The sequence below is a fragment of the Psychrobacillus sp. AK 1817 genome, from assembly GCF_008807035.1.
Taxonomy (GTDB): domain Bacteria; phylum Bacillota; class Bacilli; order Bacillales_A; family Planococcaceae; genus Psychrobacillus; species Psychrobacillus faecigallinarum.
On sequence record NZ_CP031739.1, the window covers coordinates 1,258,910 to 1,281,229 of the forward strand.

Annotated in this window: 20 protein-coding genes; 5 read left to right on the forward strand and 15 right to left on the reverse strand. The window is 35.1% G+C overall.

The features are described from left to right. Positions 1–128: 128 nt before the first annotated feature. Positions 129–596: a YkyB family protein gene (locus D0S48_RS06520; protein WP_144537818.1), complete on the forward strand. Its 468-nt coding sequence runs from the start codon at positions 129–131 to the stop codon at positions 594–596. 170 nt (positions 597–766) lie between these two features. Here the strand turns inward: D0S48_RS06520 and D0S48_RS06525 are convergent, their stop codons facing one another. The 7 genes from D0S48_RS06525 to D0S48_RS06555 form a co-directional block, all read right to left on the reverse strand. Next, a complete protein-coding gene (locus D0S48_RS06525; protein ID WP_151110729.1) occupies positions 767–1,672 on the reverse strand; it encodes a chemotaxis protein in 906 nt (301 codons plus the stop codon). 67 nt (positions 1,673–1,739) lie between these two features. After that, entirely contained in the window at positions 1,740–2,609 is an 870-nt protein-coding gene (locus tag D0S48_RS06530) for an NAD(P)-dependent oxidoreductase (protein WP_151110731.1), read from the reverse strand. A 186-nt stretch (positions 2,610–2,795) separates the two neighbouring features. Further along, positions 2,796–4,043: a DUF4129 domain-containing protein gene (locus tag D0S48_RS06535; protein ID WP_151110733.1), complete on the reverse strand. Its 1,248-nt coding sequence runs from the start codon at positions 4,041–4,043 to the stop codon at positions 2,796–2,798. Then, the gene (locus D0S48_RS06540) at positions 4,036–5,190 is read right to left on the reverse strand and encodes a DUF58 domain-containing protein (RefSeq protein WP_151110735.1); all 1,155 of its coding nucleotides are present in this window, start codon (positions 5,188–5,190) and stop codon (positions 4,036–4,038) included. Before D0S48_RS06540 ends, D0S48_RS06535 begins: the two co-directional genes overlap by 8 nt. Then, positions 5,187–6,128: an AAA family ATPase gene (locus D0S48_RS06545; RefSeq protein ID WP_151110737.1), complete on the reverse strand. Its 942-nt coding sequence runs from the start codon at positions 6,126–6,128 to the stop codon at positions 5,187–5,189. The genes D0S48_RS06540 and D0S48_RS06545 overlap by 4 nt, the downstream gene beginning before the upstream one ends. A 20-nt stretch (positions 6,129–6,148) precedes the next feature. Continuing rightward, complete coding sequence (locus D0S48_RS06550) at positions 6,149–6,325, reverse strand: aspartyl-phosphate phosphatase Spo0E family protein (protein ID WP_144537806.1); 177 nt, start codon at positions 6,323–6,325, stop codon at positions 6,149–6,151. A 110-nt stretch (positions 6,326–6,435) separates the two neighbouring features. Further along, positions 6,436–6,624, reverse strand: a complete 189-nt coding sequence (locus tag D0S48_RS06555) for a hypothetical protein (RefSeq protein WP_144537804.1) — start codon at positions 6,622–6,624, stop codon at positions 6,436–6,438. Positions 6,625–6,746: 122 nt separating this feature from the next. Between D0S48_RS06555 and D0S48_RS06560 the strand changes: the two genes are divergently transcribed. From D0S48_RS06560 to D0S48_RS06570, 3 genes are all read left to right on the forward strand, one after another. Continuing rightward, positions 6,747–6,935 (forward strand): YkvS family protein, encoded by a 189-nt coding sequence (locus D0S48_RS06560; RefSeq protein WP_144537802.1) that lies wholly within the window; start codon positions 6,747–6,749, stop codon positions 6,933–6,935. A 125-nt stretch (positions 6,936–7,060) separates the two neighbouring features. After that, positions 7,061–7,672: a CPBP family intramembrane glutamic endopeptidase gene (locus D0S48_RS06565; RefSeq protein ID WP_225321705.1), complete on the forward strand. Its 612-nt coding sequence runs from the start codon at positions 7,061–7,063 to the stop codon at positions 7,670–7,672. A 42-nt stretch (positions 7,673–7,714) separates the two neighbouring features. Further along, complete coding sequence (locus D0S48_RS06570) at positions 7,715–8,311, forward strand: LptM family lipoprotein (RefSeq protein ID WP_151110741.1); 597 nt, start codon at positions 7,715–7,717, stop codon at positions 8,309–8,311. Positions 8,312–8,350: 39 nt separating this feature from the next. On the opposite strand, the gene D0S48_RS06575 is transcribed toward D0S48_RS06570, so the two are convergent. After that, entirely contained in the window at positions 8,351–8,794 is a 444-nt protein-coding gene (locus tag D0S48_RS06575) for a MarR family winged helix-turn-helix transcriptional regulator (RefSeq protein WP_144537796.1), read from the reverse strand. A 77-nt stretch (positions 8,795–8,871) separates the two neighbouring features. After that, entirely contained in the window at positions 8,872–9,927 is a 1,056-nt protein-coding gene (locus D0S48_RS06580) for an ATP-binding protein (RefSeq protein ID WP_191963881.1), read from the reverse strand. Between the two features lie 176 nt (positions 9,928–10,103). Between D0S48_RS06580 and D0S48_RS06585 the strand changes: the two genes are divergently transcribed. Further along, complete coding sequence (locus tag D0S48_RS06585; RefSeq protein WP_151110745.1) at positions 10,104–11,867, forward strand: B12-binding domain-containing radical SAM protein; 1,764 nt, start codon at positions 10,104–10,106, stop codon at positions 11,865–11,867. A gap of 198 nt (positions 11,868–12,065) precedes the next feature. Here the strand turns inward: D0S48_RS06585 and D0S48_RS06590 are convergent, their stop codons facing one another. From D0S48_RS06590 to D0S48_RS06615, 6 genes are all read right to left on the reverse strand, one after another. Beyond that, entirely contained in the window at positions 12,066–13,418 is a 1,353-nt protein-coding gene (locus D0S48_RS06590; RefSeq protein ID WP_151110747.1) for a TrkH family potassium uptake protein, read from the reverse strand. Positions 13,419–13,572: 154 nt separating this feature from the next. After that, entirely contained in the window at positions 13,573–14,343 is a 771-nt protein-coding gene (locus D0S48_RS06595; protein ID WP_151110749.1) for a TerC family protein, read from the reverse strand. A 222-nt stretch (positions 14,344–14,565) separates the two neighbouring features. Then, the gene (locus tag D0S48_RS06600; RefSeq protein WP_151110751.1) at positions 14,566–15,654 is read right to left on the reverse strand and encodes an SDR family oxidoreductase; all 1,089 of its coding nucleotides are present in this window, start codon (positions 15,652–15,654) and stop codon (positions 14,566–14,568) included. Positions 15,655–15,734: 80 nt separating this feature from the next. After that, positions 15,735–18,791, reverse strand: coding sequence for an efflux RND transporter permease subunit (locus D0S48_RS06605; RefSeq protein WP_151110753.1), 3,057 nt, complete (start codon positions 18,789–18,791; stop codon positions 15,735–15,737). Between the two features lie 761 nt (positions 18,792–19,552). Further along, entirely contained in the window at positions 19,553–21,127 is a 1,575-nt protein-coding gene (locus D0S48_RS06610) for a peptide chain release factor 3 (RefSeq protein ID WP_151110755.1), read from the reverse strand. 121 nt (positions 21,128–21,248) lie between these two features. Next, positions 21,249–22,298 (reverse strand): M42 family metallopeptidase, encoded by a 1,050-nt coding sequence (locus tag D0S48_RS06615; protein WP_144537782.1) that lies wholly within the window; start codon positions 22,296–22,298, stop codon positions 21,249–21,251. Positions 22,299–22,320: the final 22 nt, after the last annotated feature.

Consider the following 22,320-nt stretch of genomic DNA (forward strand, 5'->3'; position numbering starts at 1 on the left):
CTTAACGTAGCGGATACAAAATATTTTCATATAGTATTTTTTGATTAGTGTACACAATTTTTGTATAAGTTGGTATGATAGTATATAAGAGAGAAAGAGAAAGATAAAAAGAAAGGAGTGAACCATTTATGATTTCTGAATCAGACAAGCAATTGGCTACTGCTATATATACGGTTAATAGGCATGCAAAAACCGCTTTAGACAATAAACCACTTTATGAATTGAAAAGGCTAGCTATCAAAAAAATGATTAAAGAAAAAAGAGCAAGTAAAATTGGACTCCATTTTGTTAGAAACCCTAAAAATAGCCAACAGCAATCCTCCGTTTTAGTACAGTGCGCAGATTATTACTTCCATATTCTACCGGTAAAAGAAGATTTCAAAACTTTACAGCATCTTGGTCACTTAGATGATACTTATAGAAACCCTATCAGGAAAATGAATTTAAAAACGGCAAAACAACTATTAACCGATTATATAGGGCCTCCCCAAGCTACTACAAGAAAGTCCACTAATCACTCTACATCTTGCACCGCTAAGTTTACTCGTGTATCCAACAAGCGTCCAAGCTCGATGAAATCTTATTTAGATAGATGAATTATTTTTGTGTCAAGGGGACAGGCCTTTTAAGGGCTACCATCTATCAAAGAACGCTTATGTAATCTCATAACTAAAATACTGTTCTGAAATTTACTTAACGTACTACAAGAAATTAAGAAAGGCTACCAATTCATTACGAATTGATAGCCTTTTTTTAGAAATATTACTCATAAAATATATTGATCAATTTTGAGAACAAGTTCTGTTATTTCTGGCTTGCTTACTTGATCTTCTGCTCCAACTTGATCTCCTTTGTGACGTAAGTCGTCAGTGATCAAACTAGAGAAAATAACGACAGGAAGCTTTGATAAATTATTATTTCCTTTAATCATCTTTGTTAATGCATGACCGTCCATTTGCGGCATTTCAATATCAGTGACTACCATTTGGACATGCTCTGAGACATCAGGAGATATTTTTTCTAAACTCTCAAGATAGTTTAGTGCATCCTTTCCATTCTCGAAGAATTCTAAATTAACATAACCCGCCTCATTAAGGGTGTCATGAAGTAATTTTCTTAATAGAGGGGAATCTTCAGCAATGACAATTTTTTTGTTGGAGCGCTCCCGGTTACCCATTTTTTTCACGGAATCCACACTTATACCTGATTCGGGATTGATGTCCATGATAATTCTTTCAAAGTCCAGCAATAAGAGCATCTCTTCTTCTCTTTTGATGACTCCGATAACATGAGATGTTCCTCCCTGATAAAGGTCAGATGGTTTTTCGATCTGGTCCCATGAGATACGATGAATTTGTGTAACATTATCAACATGAAACACTACTTTTTGTTTATTGAACTCGGCCACCACATATTTTTCTTGCTCAGTATTGGATACTATAGGAAGACCTAAGACTTTCCCCACTTGGATAACTGGTAATACCTCTCCACGTAATTGGATGATTCCTTCCACATGAGGATGTGCATGTGGGATAAAGGTTACTGGTATAGGCTGAATAATTTCCTTTACTTTTATAACATTAATACCAAATCTATTTGAACCAACTTGAAATTCAACAATTTCTAACTCGTTTGTACCGCTCTCTAGTAATATTCCTTTGTGGTCGTTCACAAAACTCTTCCTTTCTATGTCCTTCGATTAATTCGATTGTATCATACAAAGGTAAAATATTACTATATTATTCATAGAACTTTATTAGTGCTTGAGTACCTTTATTTTCATAACCCTCTGCTAAAAGTTCGTCATACATCGACTTAGCCAGCTCCAGGCCTGGCAATGTTAAATTCATTCTTTCCGATTCTTCTAAAGCTATCTTCATATCTTTAATAAAGTGTTTAATATAAAAACCAGGATTCAAATCGCCACCGATTATTCGAGGAGCCAAATTACTCAAAGACCATGATCCTGCAGCACCGGTAGTAATAGAACGAAGTACTTGTTCTAAGTCTAAACCAGCTTTTTTACCATATGCAAGAGCTTCACAAACACCAATCATATTAGAAGCAATAGTTATTTGGTTGCACATTTTAGTATGTTGACCTGCACCTGCTGTTCCTTGATACAGAATAGTCTCTCCAAAAAGTTCTAACACAGGCAATATAGATCCCAAGATTTGCTTTTCTCCCCCACACATGATGGAAAGCTTACCTAACTGAGCCCCTATATCTCCTCCCGATACTGGCGCATCTATGGAGTTCATTTCAAGTTCCTTCGCTTTGTCATAAATCTTCTTTGCTAATGTAGGGGTAGAGGTTGTAAGATCAATAACCGTTAAACCTTGATTTTCAATAGAAAAAACTCCATCATTTCCAAAATATATTTCTTCTACATCATGGGGATAGCCAACCATTGTAAACAAATACTGTGTACATCTAGCAACTTCACTTGGTTTCGAAGCCCAAGTTGCCCCTAAAGAAATTAGTTCGTCTGCTTTTTCTTTTGTACGTGTATAAACAATCACATTATGTCCTGCTTTCAACAAATGCTTCACTATACTTTTCCCCATCACACCAGTACCAATAAATCCGATATTCAATCGTTCAGACATTTCACATTCCTCCATTAACTATGTATTAAATATAGTGTATCAAAAAAAATAGTTCTGTATATTTCATTAGAATTTTTATTTTTCGAAAAAATACAAAAAAAGAGGGCCATCCTATAGATGGCCCTTAAAAAGGGGGAAATGAGAATGTTGCTGTGTTCTTTATTAATATGCCCCATTCACAATGATTTAAACCTCTTTTTTTAAAAAAAGTTTTTTTATTTTTTCTATTTCTTGCACAAATAATTCTGCTTTATCTTTTTTGACCGTATGGCCACCATATCTTACTTCTTCGTATATAAAAAAGAACTCATCTTTTGCAAGCCAATGCATTCTTTGAAACCATTCCCTCACGGTTTCACTCTTCTCTCTCTCAAAGCCAAAAGAATTAGCCTCTTTTTCAAAACTCAAATATAATTCTCTTAAAAAAGAAGACTCTACTCTATATAAAGTATTTTCAGAAGATGATTCTTCTTGAAGCGGGACAACTAACTCCTCATTTTTATATGTAATATCATTACTTGCCTTTTCTGTTGACTGCTCTATTTTTTTACTAATCAAATAAACAATAACACAAAAAACAGCTAACCCTATCACCCCCAAAATAATCCATTCAAAATTGAATGTATAAGAGGAGGCTTCCTGTGCATTTGGAAGAAGATCTTCCATCATGGCTCCATTTGCTCCAACGTCCTTCTGCTCTTCCTCCGTTGGCTCTTTTGTTAATCCACTTAAAAACTTCTCTAAAACATTTAGAAGAGGCATTAAAGGAATCATTACTACCGCCAATATCCCTTGGAATACCCAGTTAAATAGTGTCCTGATTGGAGGGGTGAGAAAATACGTAAACAGAGTTAAGAGAAATATACCTATTATTCCTATCATATAAAAAAGTGAGACCTTTAAAAATGATTCATTTTTTTGTTTATGGGATGTTCTCCGTACATTAAATAATCGAGCCCCTGCAAAAAATATGACTCCACCTATAAATACACTATACAAAGGGAGTTTATAATCTTCAATTGTTAATAGATAACATAAGAAATGAACCGAGAGAAATGTTGCAAAAAATACTAAAGAATATGGTGAATCACTATTTTGGTCAGATTGTATCAAATTATATCTAGCATGTAAGCTCCAAGCACTTATTAATGCACTTATAACATATAACCATATTGGAATACCGAACAATAATAATACAGTTAATAAAACAGTTGGCAGACCTAATGCTACTAAAATATTTGGCCCAGATTTAGAAAAAATGTAATTGGCAACAAACACCGTTATGAACTGTAGAATAATCCATAAAAGAGGCGTGCTAACAATTGCCTCGTTTAATAATATGACAAATATAATTGCGAAAATCCACATATCCTGAAGGTATTTTTCAAATGACACTATTTGAATTTTATGCGTAGGGTTTGAATTATTAATCATAATTTTCTCCCTCGTATTCCAAAAGATAGTTAACACTCGTTTTTTGTTCCCAAGTCCTTAAAATTGGTTGATACTTCTCCATCTGTTGGGACAGGATATATGCAGACATCGGTAACTCCTCATGGGCTTCTATATATCTAATTATATTTTCAAAAGGAACAGTGATATTACTAGTTGATAAAATGGAAAGCCACTCTAACGCTTGTACTCTATGTGTATCTCCTGAACCTATTGGAATATAAATAAACGGCCTCTTTCCAGATGATCGAATATTGATACCAAAAGCAAATGGGACATTTGCTTTGTAGCAAGCCTCTATATGAGAAGCAAGCCACTCTATCTTTTTTTCAAAATCATGGACCATTCTATACCCATCTGCAAGATTCACCAAAAACAATACAGACACATTAGCAACTTTGGTAAATACTTTTGTTTGAAGTTGCTGGGTTTTAGCACTTGCTTTCCAATGAATATGATTAAATTGATCTCCTGGCTCATAATCTCTCGTTCCAACAGGAAAGTAGGGATCAATAAACAAAGAAGAATTTAACTCCAACTCCCCTGACTTTAAACGTGAAGGATAAAATTCTTCTTTTATTGTATAAATAGTTGGATATACAATTGCATCCATTAATATGTATGGTTCATAATTCAAAATAATTGACCCTTCAGTCAATGGATGCGGAATATTAACTTCAATTCCTTTTATCCTAGAAAGTCCTCTTCGTATACCTACTACAGGAATTTGAACTGTGACTGATTTTTTGTATCCAATTGAAAAAGGAACATTTACTTCATAAAAACCTGAGGCAGAGTTATAATCTGCATCGAATGGAGCAATACAATCCTGAAATGTTAATACGATGGCACCGTTCCAAATTGGTAAACCATTGTTCTGAAAAGACAATTCCAAATAAGCAGTAGTCCCTTTCATTAAACGAACCCTTTTTTTGTCATTTACAAACACTAGTCCATTTCCAACCTTCCGAAAATAATACAACTGGAAAAGTACAAGAAATAACGGAAACGAAATAATAACAAGGAGTAATGTTTGTTTAAAGAAGAAACATGCTACAGCACATATTAATAATATCTCTACATATTTTTTTGTATATTTAAAACTTAAATCTTGCCGTTTCCAAATCATTGAATTTTCGCCTCAACGGGCACTTCTATTTCTCTGATCAATTCACTCATAATTTCTTGTAAATCATGAATGAGCATACCTTGTGAAGAAAGCCTTAATCGATGAAGACAAACTGGATCTATGATGTTCTTAATATCATCAGGAATAACATATTCTCTACCATTTAAAAAGGCGTACGCTTTAGCAGCCTGTAGCATTGCCAAAGAAGCTCGACTACTTAATCCCAGTTCTATGTATGGGTGTTTCCTTGAACTTTGGACTATTTGCACAATATAAGTATATATATCATCATGCACTTTAATATTATTTACTTGCTTTGACCATTCTTCTATTTGTTGCAAAGTTACAACTTGTTTTGTTTTCACTTCTCCAGGTGATTTACCAAATTGTTTAAGAATATCATTTTCTTCCTTCATAGTTGGATAACCAATGTTAAGCTTAAAAAGAAAACGATCTAACTGAGCAGCTGGTAACGGAAAAGTTCCTTGTTGAGACTCTATTGGATTTTGTGTTGCTAAAACCATAAAAGGATATGGTAGCTTAATAGTTTCTCCATCAATTGAGACTTGCTTTTCTTCCATAGCCTCTAAGAGGCTAGATTGAGTTCTGGGAGTCGCACGATTGATCTCATCTGCAAGTAAAATATTGCTCATCACAGGCCCTACCCGTAATACGAATTCTTGTTGCTGCGGGTGAAAATAACTGATTCCTGTTACATCTGTGGGAAGTACATCTGGAGTAAATTGTATTCTTTTAAACACCCCTTGAATAGCTTCGGCAAATGACTTGGCCATCATTGTTTTACCAGAACCCGGAACACTTTCTAACAATACGTGACCTTGAACTAATAACCCCATTAACATAAAATCAAGTTCTCTTTCTCTACCAATGATTGAACTATTCAACTCTTTTTTTAGTTTGATTAAAGCTGCATCCATTTCTAATCTCTCCCCAAATACTATTCAAGCTGTTCAGAAGTACTATGCTGCTTTACTTGAGAATGAAATTCATTCAGTAAATGATCAAGTTCTTCACTTAGGCGAATAGTTTCTCTATTAGTTACACCATTTTCTATAGCAGATTGAATCATCTTTTCTCTTGTAGTCTCTAGCCTATTTAAAATAGATTCCATCATGAGAGAACTCCCCTTTTTGCAAAATGTATATTTTCCTCATTTTACTTACAGTTAAACCTTTAGAAATCAGAATATACCGACTATTTTAGGTAGGTTAATGCACGAGCACATTAACTTCTAGGATTATTAAGATAAGTATATATTATATTCCCACCTTGCATAGCGTTGCCACTAAAGTGTTTAAAATCCTCTCTTCTAACAAGTACTTCTCTAAAATTTAAAAAATCTTCTTTGGATACTTGGATGCTTTCAATTTCTCCTCGTTTTAACATATCAAGTTGTTCATCTATCGGATGCATAATGTTTCTCCTTTTGTCTAAGAAATGTATAGTTTCAAAACTTTTGATAAAAATACTTTACGTACCTCTTTTTTTAAGGCAAACTGTATTATATTATGTTCTTAAAGGGGATGGGACAATCTATGAAAATCGCTGAAGTCGGCAACATTATTGAGTTTAAAGATGGTCTTCAAGGTATAGTAGAAAAAGTAAATGAAAACTCTGTAATAGTTGATCTAACTTATATGGAGAACTTCAACGAGCTTGAACTAGAAGAAAAAACGGTAATCAATCATAAGCGTTATAAAATATTATATAGTAATGAAGATTAAACGTCATGCCGTTCCTCTTCGTAAGAAGAACGGTTTTTTTCTAAGTAGCAAGCGATTCTTTTTACTATACTGTCATGATTATCAATAAATTTCATTGTTGTGACTATGGTAAGGATGTGCTTTTAGTGAATAACCGCAAACTCTTTGTAGGATTAATAATATCCTTATTGCTGGCCTTTGTTTTTTGCTGGCTAACTTTTTCAAATGAAAAAGTATTTTGGTACTTTTATTCTTTTACAACTCTATTTTTAACAGCTGGTGCTTTCTATTTTTCAAAAATAGAAGATCAGCTGAGAACGTTTAGTTACTTATTTTGGGGTATAGTATATGGTGTAGCAACTTATTTATTATTTGTTTTAGGTTATCAGCTATTAGATTTTCTACCATCTAAAGCTACCAAAGAAGTTTCTAACTTCTTAGGAACCTTTGCACCTACTGCTTTGTGGCATTACATTTTATTATTCTTCATCATTATTCCCGGTGAAGAACTATTCTGGAGAGGTTTTATCCAAGTAGCCCTTAAAAATTGGCTTTCCCCTACTAACGCTATAATTATAAGCTCCATCTTGTACGGAGCAGTCTTTATTGCAAGCGGCTTTTACATTGGTGTACTCGCCGCTATTATAATGGGAGTAATTTTTGGCCTACTCTATGAAAAGAAAAAAAGTATGCCACTTAATATCGTAGCTCATATTGTGTTACTATTACTTTTATTCCTGGTGCTACCAATAATATGAAACTTTGCAATTAATACCGTTACTTAAAAGGGAGCTGTTCATATGAAGAAAATTTTCTCTATTTTATCTATTTTGTTATTAACATTTCTAATTGCTGCTTGTGGCACGTCAGATGAAGAAGCAACGCCTAACGATAACAATAGCCCATCCGAAGACACTACTAGCAATGGGGCTACTGAAAACGAGCAAGAGAAAGATTCTACCGAAGTTTCAGGAACTACTGTAAAAAGTGAAAACCAAGAATACTCTATTACAGTATTAGATGGCTACGAACTAACAGCCGAAGAACCTAATAAGGACTTGTTATTCAACAAAGAAAATGATGTTCAATCTATGCGAATCGAAGTCTATAATGCTTCTGAAGTCAATATGGCTGATATAACAAATAATTTAGTAGAAATTTTAAAAGCTTCCACATCTGAAGGCAAGGTAAATGAGATAACAGATGCTAACCTTATTCCTTCAGGAAAACTTCTAGAAGATGTTAAAGCTTATGAAGCAGAAGGCACTGAGAACAAAGTATATGGCTACACATTTTTACAAGACGGCTTAGGCGTGAGATTGACGATATTTGATACGAACGAATCTCCGGCTTTAGAGGATTTTGTTAAAATGGCAGAAACAATTAAAATCGATTAAAATAAAAACTTCGGGCCGTGCAAAGGCTCGAAGTTTTTTTTAGGATAAATTTTTAATCGATAAACCTAATTTTTTTAGCAGCTCAATAGCTTCTAATTTTTCCTCTTCTGACAAGGCATTCATTAATTGAATCAGCTGTTGCTCATGTCGGGGGAAAAGTTCGTTCATAAACTCTGTTCCTGCTTCTGTTATTTCCGCATAGGTAACTCGTCGATCCGTATCACTCGACACTCTCTTGATGAAGCCTCTTCCCTCCAGTTTATCCACCACATAAGTAATGGAACCACTAGCAAGCAAAATTTTATTGCCTATCTGTTGTAAAGGTTGTTTTCCTTTATGAAACAAGAGCTCTAAAACTGCAAATTCAGTTGGATTTAGTCCATTCTCTTGAAAAAAATGATTGGTACATTCATGTATTACTTTATGTGCTCGGGAAAGTACTATAAATAATTTTAAAGCACTACTCGCTGAATCATTTGTCATTGTCGTCATCCTCACCTATATTAAAAATTACATTACCAATTATTATATAGGGCAGACTAATAGATTGTCAAAATAGCTCAGCAGGTTCCGTGCAATGGAAGCAGAAAATTAAAGGTTGTACCTATTCCTACATTGCTCTCTACTTCTATTTTCCCTCCATGAGCTTCAATAACTTCATAGGAATGGGAAAGCCCAAGTCCTGTTCCTGCAGATTTAGTAGTAAAAAAAGGCTTGAAAATGTTTTCTATATCCTGTTTTTCTATTCCACTACCCTGATCCACAACTTTAACGCTAATTGTACAATTAGAATATAAAGATATTCTAATTTCAATATTACCACTTTTTTCCATAGATTCAATAGCATTTTTAATCGCATTTATAAAAACTTGTTTTAATAAATTTCTATTCCCGAAAACCTTATTATTGGGATAAATTTCATTAATTATATTAATATCAATTGCTTTCATAAGAGATTGAGGGGACATGAAGCCAACTACTTCTGTTATAAGTTGATCTACTTCAAAGTATGTGTATTCATTGTTGCACGGCTTGGATACTTGCAAGAATTCGGTTAATATATCTTCCATTCTGTTAATCTCGTGATCGATGACATCTAAATATCTCTTACCGTCATCCGTAGCTGTTTTGAGTAGTAATTGGGTGAACCCCTTTAAGGAAGTCATGGGATTTCGTATCTCGTGGGCTATACTAGCAGCAAGTTGTCCGAGAGTACTTAGCGATTCGTTATGATCGAGCCTTTTCTTCATAAACATTTTTTCAGATTCATCATGTATTTCCATAAGAAAGATATTGGAATCACTTTGTTTGGATACAATAGAATGTAGATACTTATAGTCACCCATATACGTTTGAAGCTCACAAAAGAATTCTGCTTGTCCATTAGTCGATAAATCTTGTAGAAAAGTTTTCTTTATCTCTCCTTTAAGAGATAGCATATTCAAAAGAGCTTTGGAACTCATCTTCAATAATTCGGTGCGGTCCAGCCCCAACACTTTTTCTATATAAGGATTAGCATCTATAATTTTACCTTCTTCACTTATAAATATTAATCCACTCGAAAAGAGTTGAAAAACCTGTTCAAATCTTTGCTTGTATTCGTATTCTGCTAACATTACCTCACCCTGCCTCTCATAAGAATCTGAGAAAACCATTTCAAATTTTTAAATTATTAATTAATTCTGATTATTTCACATTAATTCTAATCTGGAAATGGTTATATTTGACTATATTGTCGACACGAATATTCACTGTTACAATAGTTAAGCAAACCTAAAGGAGTTAAGAAAAAATGAATATAATATTAACTACATTGAACGCAAAGTTCATTCATACTAATTTAGCCTTACGCTGTCTTAAAGCTTACGCTGAGCCTGAATATTCCCCCCTTATTATCGAATATACTATTAAAGATCCTACTTTTAATATAGTAGCTGATTTGTACCAGAAAAAACCGAGCATTGTAGGCTTTAGCTGCTATATTTGGAATATTGAAGAGACTATAAAAGTGATAAAAATGCTGAAAACAGTTGATCCATCCATAACGATTATCCTAGGTGGCCCTGAAGTCTCATACGATACGAATGTATGGCTTAGACAAGTGAAAGAAATTGATTACATTGTTGTTGGTGAAGGAGAGCAAGCCTTCAAGGAGACGCTGGACTTTCTTTCCGATAAAAAAGATGTAAAAGATGTACCTGGACTAGCATATGTCCAAAACGACAAATTTATTCTAAATCCGCTACCACCAAAATTAGATTTACGAGAGTCTCCCTCGCCTTACCGTTTCGAAGAAGATTTAGCATATCTATCTAAGCGAATTGTCTACATTGAGACTAGTAGAGGGTGCCCTTTTTCATGTCAGTTTTGTCTTTCTTCTATTGAAGTTGGAGTTAGATACTTTAATCGCGAAAAGGTAAAAGAAGATATACGCTATCTAATGCAAAACGGAGCAAAGACGATTAAGTTTGTAGACCGTACATTTAATATTAGCAGAAGCTATGCAATGGAAATGTTCCAGTTTTTAATAGACGAACATTTGCCAGGAGTAGTTTTTCAATTTGAAATAACAGCAGATATTATGAGACCTGAGGTAATTCAATTTTTAAATGATAACGCACCTGCCGGACTTTTCCGCTTTGAAATAGGAGTCCAATCTACGAATGATTTAACAAATGAGTTAGTAAAACGTAGACAAAATTTTGAGAAACTTAAACGAACTGTCACAATGGTGAAGAGTGGCGGTAAAATTGATCAGCATCTAGATTTAATCGCAGGCCTGCCAGAGGAAGATTATACATCCTTTAGAAGGACGTTTAACGAAGTATTTGAAATGCGACCTGAAGAACTGCAACTTGGATTTTTAAAGCTCCTTAGAGGCACTGGCTTACGAGTTGAAGCAGAGAAATATGGGTACGTATATGTTGACCAAGCTCCTTATGAAATCTTTTCGAATAATGTCTTAAGCTTCAACGACATATTACGCATTAAGCAAGTAGAAGACGTATTAGAAAAATATTGGAATGCACATAGAATGGATCAGACATTAGAATTTCTTTTCAATCATATATTTGAAACACCTTTCGACTTTTTCCAACAATTCGGGACGTTTTGGGAAGACAGAAATTGGTCTAGAATCGGTCATCAATTAGAGGATCTTTATACACGTCTATTTGATTTCTTAGGAAATCTAGAGGGGATTCCCTTAAATACTGTTAAAAGTGTCATGAAGCTTGATTATTTATCCAAACAAAAATTTCAGCCTCGCAAGCCTTGGTGGGAAAACGATATGAGTAAGGAAGAACAGTCTGCTATCTACAAGCTCCTTCTAGAGAGTCCGTCTATAGCGGGAGAAGAATTTGCGCAGATGGATTTGACCGAAAGAGAGATTTACAAACAAACATTTATTACACCTATTTCTATAGACATGAATTTGTTTAAACAAGGAGTCATAAAAGAAGAGCAAGGTTTCCTTCTAACAACTTTCCATAAAGGCAATACACCGCATTTTTCTTATATTCAAAAGAACAACAACTTAGCAGATTTTATTCTATAAGTTATTCTCTCAAGCGGTTTAATGGATAGAATGGTATCACGTTTAAATGCTGTACTTTCAGTTTATAATGGGCAACCGAGTAGATAAAAGCTATGATATAAAAAAATGAGGTTGATTATGACACTAGTCATAACCAACCTCATTTTAACTTTCCGGTTATACATAAACTCTATAGCCAGTGAAACAAATGGAATACAGTTAGCCGATAATAACTCTTTCTTTTGGAAAGTGATATTTTGTAATTTTTCTTTTTCCTCCTAAAGTAAACAGGAAGGATATCAAGCCAACTCTTCCGATGAACATGAGGATCATAATAACTACTTTACCAAAAGAAGAAAGCTCCTCAGTAACACCTAGCGACATACCACATGTTCCGAAGGCTGAGGTTATCTCAAATAGAAGTGAAGTTACCGGTACATCTGGTTCCGAAATTGACAAAACAATAGTAGCTGCAAATACCATAAGGAACGCTAATACAATTACCGCAAATGCCCTGAAAACATCCAACAGATGAATTTCCCTATTAAAAATTTGAATGTTCTCTCTGCCTCTAGAAAAATTAATCAAAAACAAAATAGCTATTGCAAATGTAGTAGTGCGAATACCCCCACCAACAGAACTAGGTGATGCCCCGATAAACATTAGTGCACTCATTAGTAAATTGGTGCCTTCATTAAATAAAGTCACATCAACTGTTGTGAGGCCTGCTGAACGAGTAGAAACGGAATGAAATAAGGCAGTAAAGAATTTTTCATGCCAAGGCATATCTTTGAATGTGTTAAACATTTCTAGTAAGAATATCATTATCGTACCTAATACTAATAATGCTCCGTAAGTTAGTGTAGTCAGCTTTGTAAATAAAGAAAAACGAAAATTTTTATTTTTATTAGACAAAAATTCCTTGACCTCTATAAGAACAGGAAATCCAATTGCTCCAAATATAATCATCAAACTTGTAATAATTTGTACAAAATAATCATGATGGTAACGTACTAAGGATTCACCTGTTATATCAAATCCGGCATTAGTAGTAGCTGAAACAGAAGTAAACACCCCATGCATTAGGGCAACTTTAAACGTATCGTAGTATTGTGTAAAGTAAATGGTTAATAATATGGAGCCAACTAACTGAATTACCAAAAGAATTTTGACAATCTCCTTTATCAGTAAAACAGCGCCTGACATTTTAGATTGGTTATGATCGACCATGATTAATTGTCTTTCTCTTAATCCGATTCTTCTTCCAGCTAGAAGCCAAATAAAAGTCCCTAATGACATAATTCCTATTCCCCCGAGCTGGAGAATCAAAATAAGCATAATATACCCAAAAGGTGTGTATGTATCTGCAACATTTATAGTTGTCAATCCAGTAACACTAACTGCGCTAACTGCTGTAAACAAACTATCAATAAAATCTACATGTACTCCGGGTCTATGTACTCCGGGTAGGCAGAGTAATATAACCGAAACTGCAATTGCTATAAAATAATACGACACAATAATCTGGGCTGGTGTCATTTTGAACCTTGCTTTAAAAGTATTATTTATCATCTTAGATGTTCCTTTCAACAAGAAGCCTGTTTCATCATTGTAAAAAAAAAAAGCATAAAAAGATAGCTTTAACTAAACTATCTTTTCATGCTTTTAAATTCTTAAACATCCAAGTGCTTCAATACAATATATTTACACTACTTTTTATTATATGTTAAGCTGTCTTTTTATTTTTAGCTACACCTAGTAAATAACCACCTATAGCAATTACCAGTAATACTATCCAGAATGTCAATTTCCAGCCAGTTGAATGTGGAAAATGCTCATCTAAAATTCCTACATTAGGATGAGACAATGTCAGTACGGTCAATTTAACCCCTACCCAACCTACAATTAAAAATGCTGCAGTTTCGAGTGTTGGATATTTTTCGAGTAATTGAACAAATTTATGAGCAGCAAAACGCATAATAATTAATCCAATGATACCACCAATGAACATAACTGCAAATTGTCCTCCATTGATGCCACCAATCTCAAATTCTCCCCAATATGGTAAGGTTACTGCAATAGCCACAGCAGCAAGCATTGAGTCAATAGCAAAAGCGATATCCGCAAGCTCTACTTTTAATACAGTCATCCAGAAACCTGAACCTTTTGCGCCTTCTTCAAGATTGTCCGTTTCAATATGCGGTCCTGGATTTTTCCGTTGATCGTAAATATGTTTAATAGATATGAACAGTAGATAAGCAGCACCTATTGCCTGTACCTGCCAAATATTAACCAAGAAAGTGATCATAAATAAAGCGAGAAATCTAAATACGAACGCTCCTAGCAAACCATAAAACAATGCCTTTTTTTGTTGAGCTTTCGGTAAATGCTTAACCATTACCGCCATAACTACTGCATTGTCAGCAGCTAGTAGTCCCTCTAGTCCTACTAGAACTAGTAAAACCCACCCATACTCCAATAAAATTCCGTAATCCATTAAATATCCTCCTTTTTTTTTGCAAATAAAAAGACCCCTGCCTAAAAAGGCAAAGGTCTTGCTAAGCAAATTTTAAATAATTGCTATCATAACCGATGGCTAAGCCATGTAATGACGACTATGAAATAGGTTTCCCTATAGCTACTCCCCTTTGACAAATGTCAAAAGTCTATTTAGTTATATAAACTATAATAACACATTTTCCAAATTAGTAAAGAAAAATTACTTAATATGGATATGATAATTTGAATCATCTTTATGTTTATTATAAAAACAAATCATAGAGGGAACCGATTCAATAAAATCTGGACAAGTAATATTACCCTTTGATAAAACTTTTTCAGCATTTGTTGTATCAAAAGAAGAATTCCATGTAAGATAGTCTAATGTTTCTTTTTCTACTTGAAGAAATTTTCTTATTGGTAAAATAGACACTGATACCTTTGCTAGTCCTAGTGGTAATCTCCCCTTTGGATATTTTCCAGTAAGTTCTTTTACAAAAGCTCTATATACCTCTTCCACCGGGTAAGGTTTAGGGTCTGTTAAATGTATAGTCAGTCCTTCTGCTTCTTCATCAAAGCAACAATATATGGACGCTTTTGTTATGTAATCTGATGGAACTACATTAATAAAAGATGATGATTTCCCCAGATAAGGTAAAACTGGAAGACCTTTTAGCTTATTAATCATGTTGATAAAGAAATAAGGTCCATCAAATTTAATCGTTTCTCCTGTTTTAGAATGGCCTCTCACTATTCCCGGTCTAATAATAGTAAGTGGAATTTGTTTTTTAAGTTTATCAACTAGTACTTCTGCCTCGTATTTTGTTTCCTCGTAATGGTTTTTAAAAGTATTAGGCTTAACGAGCTCTGTCTCTAATAACTTGCCTTCTCTTCTTCCAGCCACGTAAGCAGTACTAAAATACATATACCTTTTTAATTTTGGTAACTGAAGGACCAATTCATTAAACAGCTTTGTCCCTTGAACATTAACTTTCCATGCGATATCTTTAGGAACAGCTAAATCATAAATAGCAGCTAAATGCCAAACATAATCGATTTTATGCTTTAATTCTTCTAATATATGCCCATCTAACCCTGCATTAGGAAGTGTAATATCTCCTTCAATAACCACAATTCGTTGATCGTCCAAACCATCCGCGTATATTTCTGCTATTACTTCCTCTGCTTTTTTTAGTTGAGATGGTAGAACTAGCACATAAATAGTTGTATAAGCCTTTTGTTGCCTTAATTCTTTTATGATATTTTTAGATAAAAATCCTGGAAATCCGGTCATTAGTGCATTTTTCATACTAGTAATCAGCCCCTTTTATAAAATTATACTGAAAAAGGGTCTTCAACAGAAGACCCTTCCTTATATTTTTCTGAATGTTATGATGATTTTATTTTTCTTGTTTCTTTATCAAATAAACTATAAATTACTGGTACTACATACAAGGTTAAGAAGGTAGAACTGATTAATCCCCCAATTACAGTTAAAGCCATAGGCTGATTAATCTCCGTCCCTTCACCAATCCCAAGCGCTAAAGGAATTAATCCCAAAATGGTAGTTAAAGCAGTCATCAATATTGGACGTACTCTATCTTTAACTGAGGTCGTGATTGCCTCATAAGAAGAATATCCCTCTGCTTTACGTTGGTTAATATAATCCACAAGGACAATACCGTTATTTACTACAATTCCGACTAGTATAAGGATCCCAATAACTGCTGAAATGCTAATTGGTGTACTGGTAAAAAATAATGCAATAGCGATTCCGATAAGACTTAAAGGAACTGTAAACATAATAACCAAAGGATATTTAAAGGATTCAAATTGAGCTGCCATTACAATGTAAACAAGAACAACTGCTAATAATACCGCCAAAATCATGTCACTTTTAGCGTTATCTAATAGCTCGCGGTCCCCACCGAATTTGACATTTATTTTATCTCCAAAATTTTGATTTTCAATTACTTGGTCAATTTGATCGGACATGTCTCCTAGTGTGTTTTCTGACTCATATTTTATAGAAAATGCCACAGCATTTGCTTGGTTTAAACTACGAATCGCCACTGGACCTTCTGACACTTCTATATTGGCCACTTCTTCTAAATTTACAAATTGGCCAGCTGGAGTACGTAATTTTAACTTTTTAAGCTTTTCAATACTCTCCCGATCTGACTCATTATACTTTACATACACTCCATATACTTCATCTTCTTCTGAAATAATCTGGGAAGCTAAAACTCCTCTTGTCACATTATTAACCATCTGAGCAATTTGAGCTGGAGCTAAGCCTAATTCGGTAGCTGCGTCACGTTTAACCGTCATTTGTACTTCTTCTACAGTAGAAATTAAATCATTATTAACTTTTGTAACTCCTTCTAATTTCTCTAGGTCACTTTGGAGTTCCTCCACTGCCTGATAAAGCTCCTGTTTATCGGAGGAAGATACATTGAAGGAAACAACATTTGGCGAAGAGCCCGAAGCAGTTTGGACGTTAAAATTAATATCTGCTTTTCCGTTAACAGCTTTTACGATTGTAGGCTGTACTTCATCTACAAATTCAAAAGTGGATTGATCTCTTTCACTCAATGGCTTAAGCTTCACGGATATCTCAGCCATATTAGATCGAGATGTTCCTCTCGACATACCTTCTTGACTACCGCCAACAAAGCTTACATAAACATCTACTTCTTCCTGCTCTTTTAGTATATCTTCAATTTTATTTACTATTTCGTCTGTCGCAGTAAATGATGAGCCGTTTTCAAGCTTTACGGAGATAGAAACAAACCCTTCATCTGTAGGAGGTAAAAATTCTGTTCCAACTCGGAATACCCCTAGTACAGAAAGAACTAGTAATACTACTGTAAGGGAGAGAACAAGTGCACGATGTTGCAATGACCATTTGATAGACTTATCTAGATTATTGTATGCCTTTGACCTTCTTCTTCTTGCCTCAATGTTACCTTTAGGCTTCTTAAGCATTCGGCTTGCCATCATAGGAATAACGGTTATTGCAACCACAAGGGAAGCAAACAAACTAAAGGATATAGTTAAAGCAAATTCTGTGAAAATTTGTCCTATAAGACCAGAGAGAAAAATGACTGGCAAGAAAACAGCTACGGTTGTTAGAGTCGAAGCGGTAATAGCTCCAAGCACCTCTTTTGTTCCAGTAATTGCGGCAGCCTTTGGATCCTTTCCTAATCCCAAATGTCTTTCTATATTTTCAATAACTACAATCGAATTATCTACTAGCATCCCTATGCCTAATGCCAGTGCACCAAGCGTCATAATGTTCAAGGAGAAGCCGGCAAAATACATTAATACAAATGTCACAATCACCGAATAGGGAATAGCTACCCCAATAATAATAGGACTTCTAACTCCTCTAAGGAATACAAATAACACTAGCATTGCCAGTAATCCGCCTGTTATTAAAGTGGAACCTATATTGTTTATAGCAATTTTGACATAATCTCCTTGGTCAAAGAGAATATCTGCGGTTACACCCTTGTACTCATCTTTTTCTAATTGCTTGTCCAATGCTTCTTGAAAAGCTGTTGAAACCTTCGCAGTATTGGCACTAGATTCTTGGAGCACTGATAAAAGTACAGCAGGATTTTCGTTTGCTCTAGTTTCGGTATTAGTTTCCTGCTCTGCTAACTGAACGGTTGCTACATCTGCAATCGTCACCTTGGATCCATCCAAAGGATTTACCGTAACAACTAGGTTTTGAATATCCTCCACAGATGTGAGAGTGCTGATGATGCGAGTTGTCAGCGACATATTTTCTTCTGTCTCTACGGGGTTTCCAGGTAAAGAGATGTTATTCGCCTGAATAAGCTGCACAATATCACTCTGTGTAAGACCTTTACTTTGGAGGTTCTCTTGGTTTAATAGTATTTGAACCTCTTCGACTAGTGTTCCAGAAATATTGACACTTGCTACCCCTTCCGTACCAACTAATTCTTTTTCTAGCTCTTCCGCTATTAATCGAATATCTTGTTCTCCAGTTGCTCTAAGAGATAACTGAATAACTGGAAATTGAGCAGGATCAAATTTTAAAAATCTAGGCTTTTCTGCTCCATTGGGAACAGGTACCATATCAATACGCTGCATGATATCTAGTTGAACATCGTCCATATCCATAGACCAGTCAAATTCTAATAAGATGAAATTGGCACCCTCTTGTGAGGTACTATTAATGGACTTAATTCCTTGAAGCGTACTTAGGGAAGTTTCCAATGGTTTCGTTATTTTTTCATCCACTTCCACAGGACTTGCACCAGGGTAATTTGTTACAACAACAGCTATAGGAGGGTTAAGCTCGGGGATTAATGTGATTGGTATTTTGAAAAACGATACCCCGCCTAAAATAATTACTAAAAACATAATAACAGTAGTAAATACGGGTCTTTTTATGGAGAAATCACTTATTTTCATATATAGGGGACCACCTTCTTTTTAGCTATTTCTATCATATGCTCTAGAAAGCAAGAGTTCAAATTTTATTATTATCTATAGCATTAATTAACTTACTTTTTTTGTATTTTACTGATAAGACATCACAAACGACGCCTAAGCGGAGATATTGGCTTATCGGTCACCCATGGAAAGCGGCCGCTGAGAGCGAAATTCAGCCATCTCTGTTTTATGTTTAAGTAATATGTATTTACTTGATGTTAAGTTAGTTGAAACACATAAAACTTCCTATTTCTCTTAACTTGTGTTTGGAGCGACAGGTGGCGCTATCCTTTAGGATCAGTGAGAGTGAGACAGATAAGACCTTACAAACGGCGCGTCAGCGACGGTAAGGGCTTATCGCTCACCCCACGGAAAGCGACCGCCGAAAGCGGAAATCAGCTTCTCTAATTAGAACTTTATTCATGCTTGAAGGATAGATTGAAATAATAACCATCTATTTTATATACTCGTTCCAACACCAATTTGCGATTGGAGCGACAGGCGGCGACTCCAGTGGGATGAGGGAGTCAGATAAGACCTTACAAAACGGCGCGTCAGCGACGGTAAGAGCTTATCGCTCACCCCACGGAAAGCGACCGCCGAAAGCGGAAATCAGCCATCTCCCAATCAAACTTCCATACTTTTAAAGAATAGATTCATATAATTTATAACCTTCAACTCTAAAAAAGCGAGAAAGTGAACGATTTGTCATTCACTTCCTCGCATATATAGGAATTTTATTATAATAAGTTATACAATTTGATATGCTCATATTTGTCCTGGAACCAACGAGTCGCAAACTCATTTTCAAACAGGAACACGTAATGATCATAGCGATCTTTCACAAGCATACTTCTTGGACCTGTCATGGATTCTTTTACTTCTTCCTCATTTTCAATCCATCGAGCTACCTTCGAGCCAATTGGCTCCATGCGTACATCAACATTATACTCGTTCTTCATACGATGCTCGAATACCTCGAATTGCAACTGTCCAACCGCTCCAAGAATTACTTCTTCAGTATGAAGTGTTTTGTAGTACTGAATAGCTCCTTCTTGTACAAGCTGTAAGATCCCTTTATGGAAATGCTTAGACTTCAGTACGTTTTTTGCAGTAACCTTAACGAACATTTCAGGAGTGAATTGAGGAAGCTTTTCATAATTGAATGCCTTCTTCCCTCCAACTACCGTATCTCCAATTTGATAATTTCCTACATCATAAAGACCGATAATATCGCCCGCCACTGCTGTTTCAACAGTTTCGCGGTCATCCGCTAAAAATTGAGTGGATTGAGTTACTTTAAATGTTTTACCAGTACGAGCTAAAGTAACGGTCATACCACGTTCGAATTTTCCGGAAACGATACGCACGAAAGCAATTCTATCCCGGTGAGCAGGATTCATATTCGCTTGAATTTTGAATATAAAACCAGAGAAATCTTCGTTAAGAGGATTTACTTCCTCTTCAACATCTGTCATTCGAGGTTGCGGAGTTGGGGCAAACTGAAGATAAGTTTCTAAGAAGGTTTGCACACCAAAATTTGTTAATGCACTTCCAAAAAATACAGGTGTTAAATCTCCAGAAAGTACTTTATCCTTATCAAAATCATTTCCAGCCTCATTTAACAGCATAATATCTTCGATTGCTTGAGTATAATATGATGTTTCTTTCATAGAATTGTCTACTGCAAGTTCTCCCTCTTCATCTAGCGGAAGGAATCTTTCAGCTTCATCGGTGCGGAATTGTTCAATACGATGATTAAAACGGTCGTATATCCCTAAGAACTCTTTACCCATACCAATAGGCCAATTCATCGCATATGATTGAATTCCAAGTACTTCTTCTAGCTCTTCCATCAATTCTAAAGGTTCTTTCCCTTGGCGATCAAGCTTGTTTATAAATGTGAAGATAGGAATACCACGCATACGACAAACCTTAAATAGTTTTAAAGTTTGCGCCTCTATTCCTTTGGCAGCATCCACAATCATTACTGCACTGTCCACGGCCATTAACGTGCGATACGTGTCTTCACTGAAATCCTGATGTCCTGGTGTATCTAGTATATTTATACGACAATCATTAAAGTCAAATTGCATAACAGATGATGTTACAGAAATCCCACGTTGTTTTTCAATTTCCATCCAGTCTGATGTTGCAAATTTCCCTGTTTTTTTCCCTTTTACTGTACCTGCATCACGAATTGCTCCTCCAAAATATAGCAGCTTCTCCGTTATAGTTGTTTTACCAGCATCGGGGTGCGAAATGATTGCAAAGGTTCTTCTTTTTAATATTTCTTCTTGTAATTTATTGTCCATATTTGTATATCTCCTTCTTATTCACTTTTTTATCATATGGATTTAATGCCAAAAATACAAGTAAAAAAAGAACTAGCAAACAATTTTACAAATTTCTCGTAAAAATGTCTACTAGTATCCATTACAATATTTCAGAATTAATATAAGAATATAGAAGTTTAGCGGTATTTTCTAATGAATCTACATGAGTTCGCTCATAAGCATGGGATGCTTCAATCCCTGGACCGAACAGTGCATGTTTGACATCAAAACCAGCTCTTATCGCTGCTGAAGCATCCGAGCCGTAATATGGATAGATGTCTAATTTGTAATCGATTCCCTCTTTTTTAGCTAGCTCTACAAGATTTCTTGTTAGTTCATAATGGTATGGACCAGAAGAATCCTTCGCACAAATTGAGACTGTATACTCATCAGAAGCCTGTCCGTCACCAATAGCTCCCATATCTACAGCTATGTATTCTACTGTCTGTTCTGGAATACTTGAATTTCCCCCAAAACCAATTTCTTCATTATTAGAAATATAAAAGTGAGTAGTATAAGGAAGAGTCCAGCTGTTTTCCTTAATAGCTTTCATTAATTGAAGTAAAAGGGCTGTACTTGCTTTGTCGTCTAAATGACGAGACTTGATGAAGCCAGTGTCTGTCTGCTCAAATCGAGGGTCGAATGATACAAAATCCCCTACTTCTATTCCTAGCTTTCTTGTTTCGTCTGCATTTGTAACTTTTTCATCTATTCTTACCTCGATATTTTGCTCATCTCTAGCTAATGCAGTTGCGTTTTTGTATACATGGACCGTTGTTTGGTGCATAAGAATGGTTCCTCGTATTTTCTTCCCTTCTGCTGTGTGAATAGTACAATACTCACCTTCTACTGCGTTCCAGTTAAAGCCACCCACCATAGAAAGCTTCAATCGTCCAGAAGACTTAACTTCCTTAACCATTGCTCCTAAAGTATCTGTGTGAGCCGTCAATAAACGATGTTTTGTGTCATTATTCCCTTTGATTGTGGCGATTAATGCACCCTTGTTTGTACGTTTATAGTCAACATTGATTTCCTTTAAAAATTGCTCCATAAAATCCATGATTTCTTTTGTATAACCAGAGGGACTTGGAATTTCTACTAATTGCTTTAATAAAGAAACTGTCTCTTGCTGTTGAAATGTAAATGACATCGTTATTCCTCCTTTAATCTTA

Coding starts and splice junctions, on each gene's coding strand:
- D0S48_RS06520 (WP_144537818.1), top strand. CDS start 129: ATGATTTCTGAATCAGACAAGCAATTGGCTACTGCTATATATACGGTT.
- D0S48_RS06530 (WP_151110731.1), bottom strand. CDS start 2,609: ATGTCTGAACGATTGAATATCGGATTTATTGGTACTGGTGTGATGGGG.
- D0S48_RS06535 (WP_151110733.1), bottom strand. CDS start 4,043: ATGATTAATAATTCAAACCCTACGCATAAAATTCAAATAGTGTCATTT.
- D0S48_RS06540 (WP_151110735.1), bottom strand. CDS start 5,190: ATGATTTGGAAACGGCAAGATTTAAGTTTTAAATATACAAAAAAATAT.
- D0S48_RS06545 (WP_151110737.1), bottom strand. CDS start 6,128: ATGGATGCAGCTTTAATCAAACTAAAAAAAGAGTTGAATAGTTCAATC.
- D0S48_RS06550 (WP_144537806.1), bottom strand. CDS start 6,325: ATGATGGAATCTATTTTAAATAGGCTAGAGACTACAAGAGAAAAGATG.
- D0S48_RS06555 (WP_144537804.1), bottom strand. CDS start 6,624: ATGCATCCGATAGATGAACAACTTGATATGTTAAAACGAGGAGAAATT.
- D0S48_RS06560 (WP_144537802.1), top strand. CDS start 6,747: ATGAAAATCGCTGAAGTCGGCAACATTATTGAGTTTAAAGATGGTCTT.
- D0S48_RS06570 (WP_151110741.1), top strand. CDS start 7,715: ATGAAGAAAATTTTCTCTATTTTATCTATTTTGTTATTAACATTTCTA.
- D0S48_RS06575 (WP_144537796.1), bottom strand. CDS start 8,794: ATGACAAATGATTCAGCGAGTAGTGCTTTAAAATTATTTATAGTACTT.
- D0S48_RS06580 (WP_191963881.1), bottom strand. CDS start 9,927: ATGTTAGCAGAATACGAATACAAGCAAAGATTTGAACAGGTTTTTCAA.
- D0S48_RS06585 (WP_151110745.1), top strand. CDS start 10,104: ATGAATATAATATTAACTACATTGAACGCAAAGTTCATTCATACTAAT.
- D0S48_RS06590 (WP_151110747.1), bottom strand. CDS start 13,418: ATGATAAATAATACTTTTAAAGCAAGGTTCAAAATGACACCAGCCCAG.
- D0S48_RS06595 (WP_151110749.1), bottom strand. CDS start 14,343: ATGGATTACGGAATTTTATTGGAGTATGGGTGGGTTTTACTAGTTCTA.
- D0S48_RS06600 (WP_151110751.1), bottom strand. CDS start 15,654: ATGAAAAATGCACTAATGACCGGATTTCCAGGATTTTTATCTAAAAAT.
- D0S48_RS06605 (WP_151110753.1), bottom strand. CDS start 18,791: ATGAAAATAAGTGATTTCTCCATAAAAAGACCCGTATTTACTACTGTT.
- D0S48_RS06610 (WP_151110755.1), bottom strand. CDS start 21,127: ATGGACAATAAATTACAAGAAGAAATATTAAAAAGAAGAACCTTTGCA.
- D0S48_RS06615 (WP_144537782.1), bottom strand. CDS start 22,298: ATGTCATTTACATTTCAACAGCAAGAGACAGTTTCTTTATTAAAGCAA.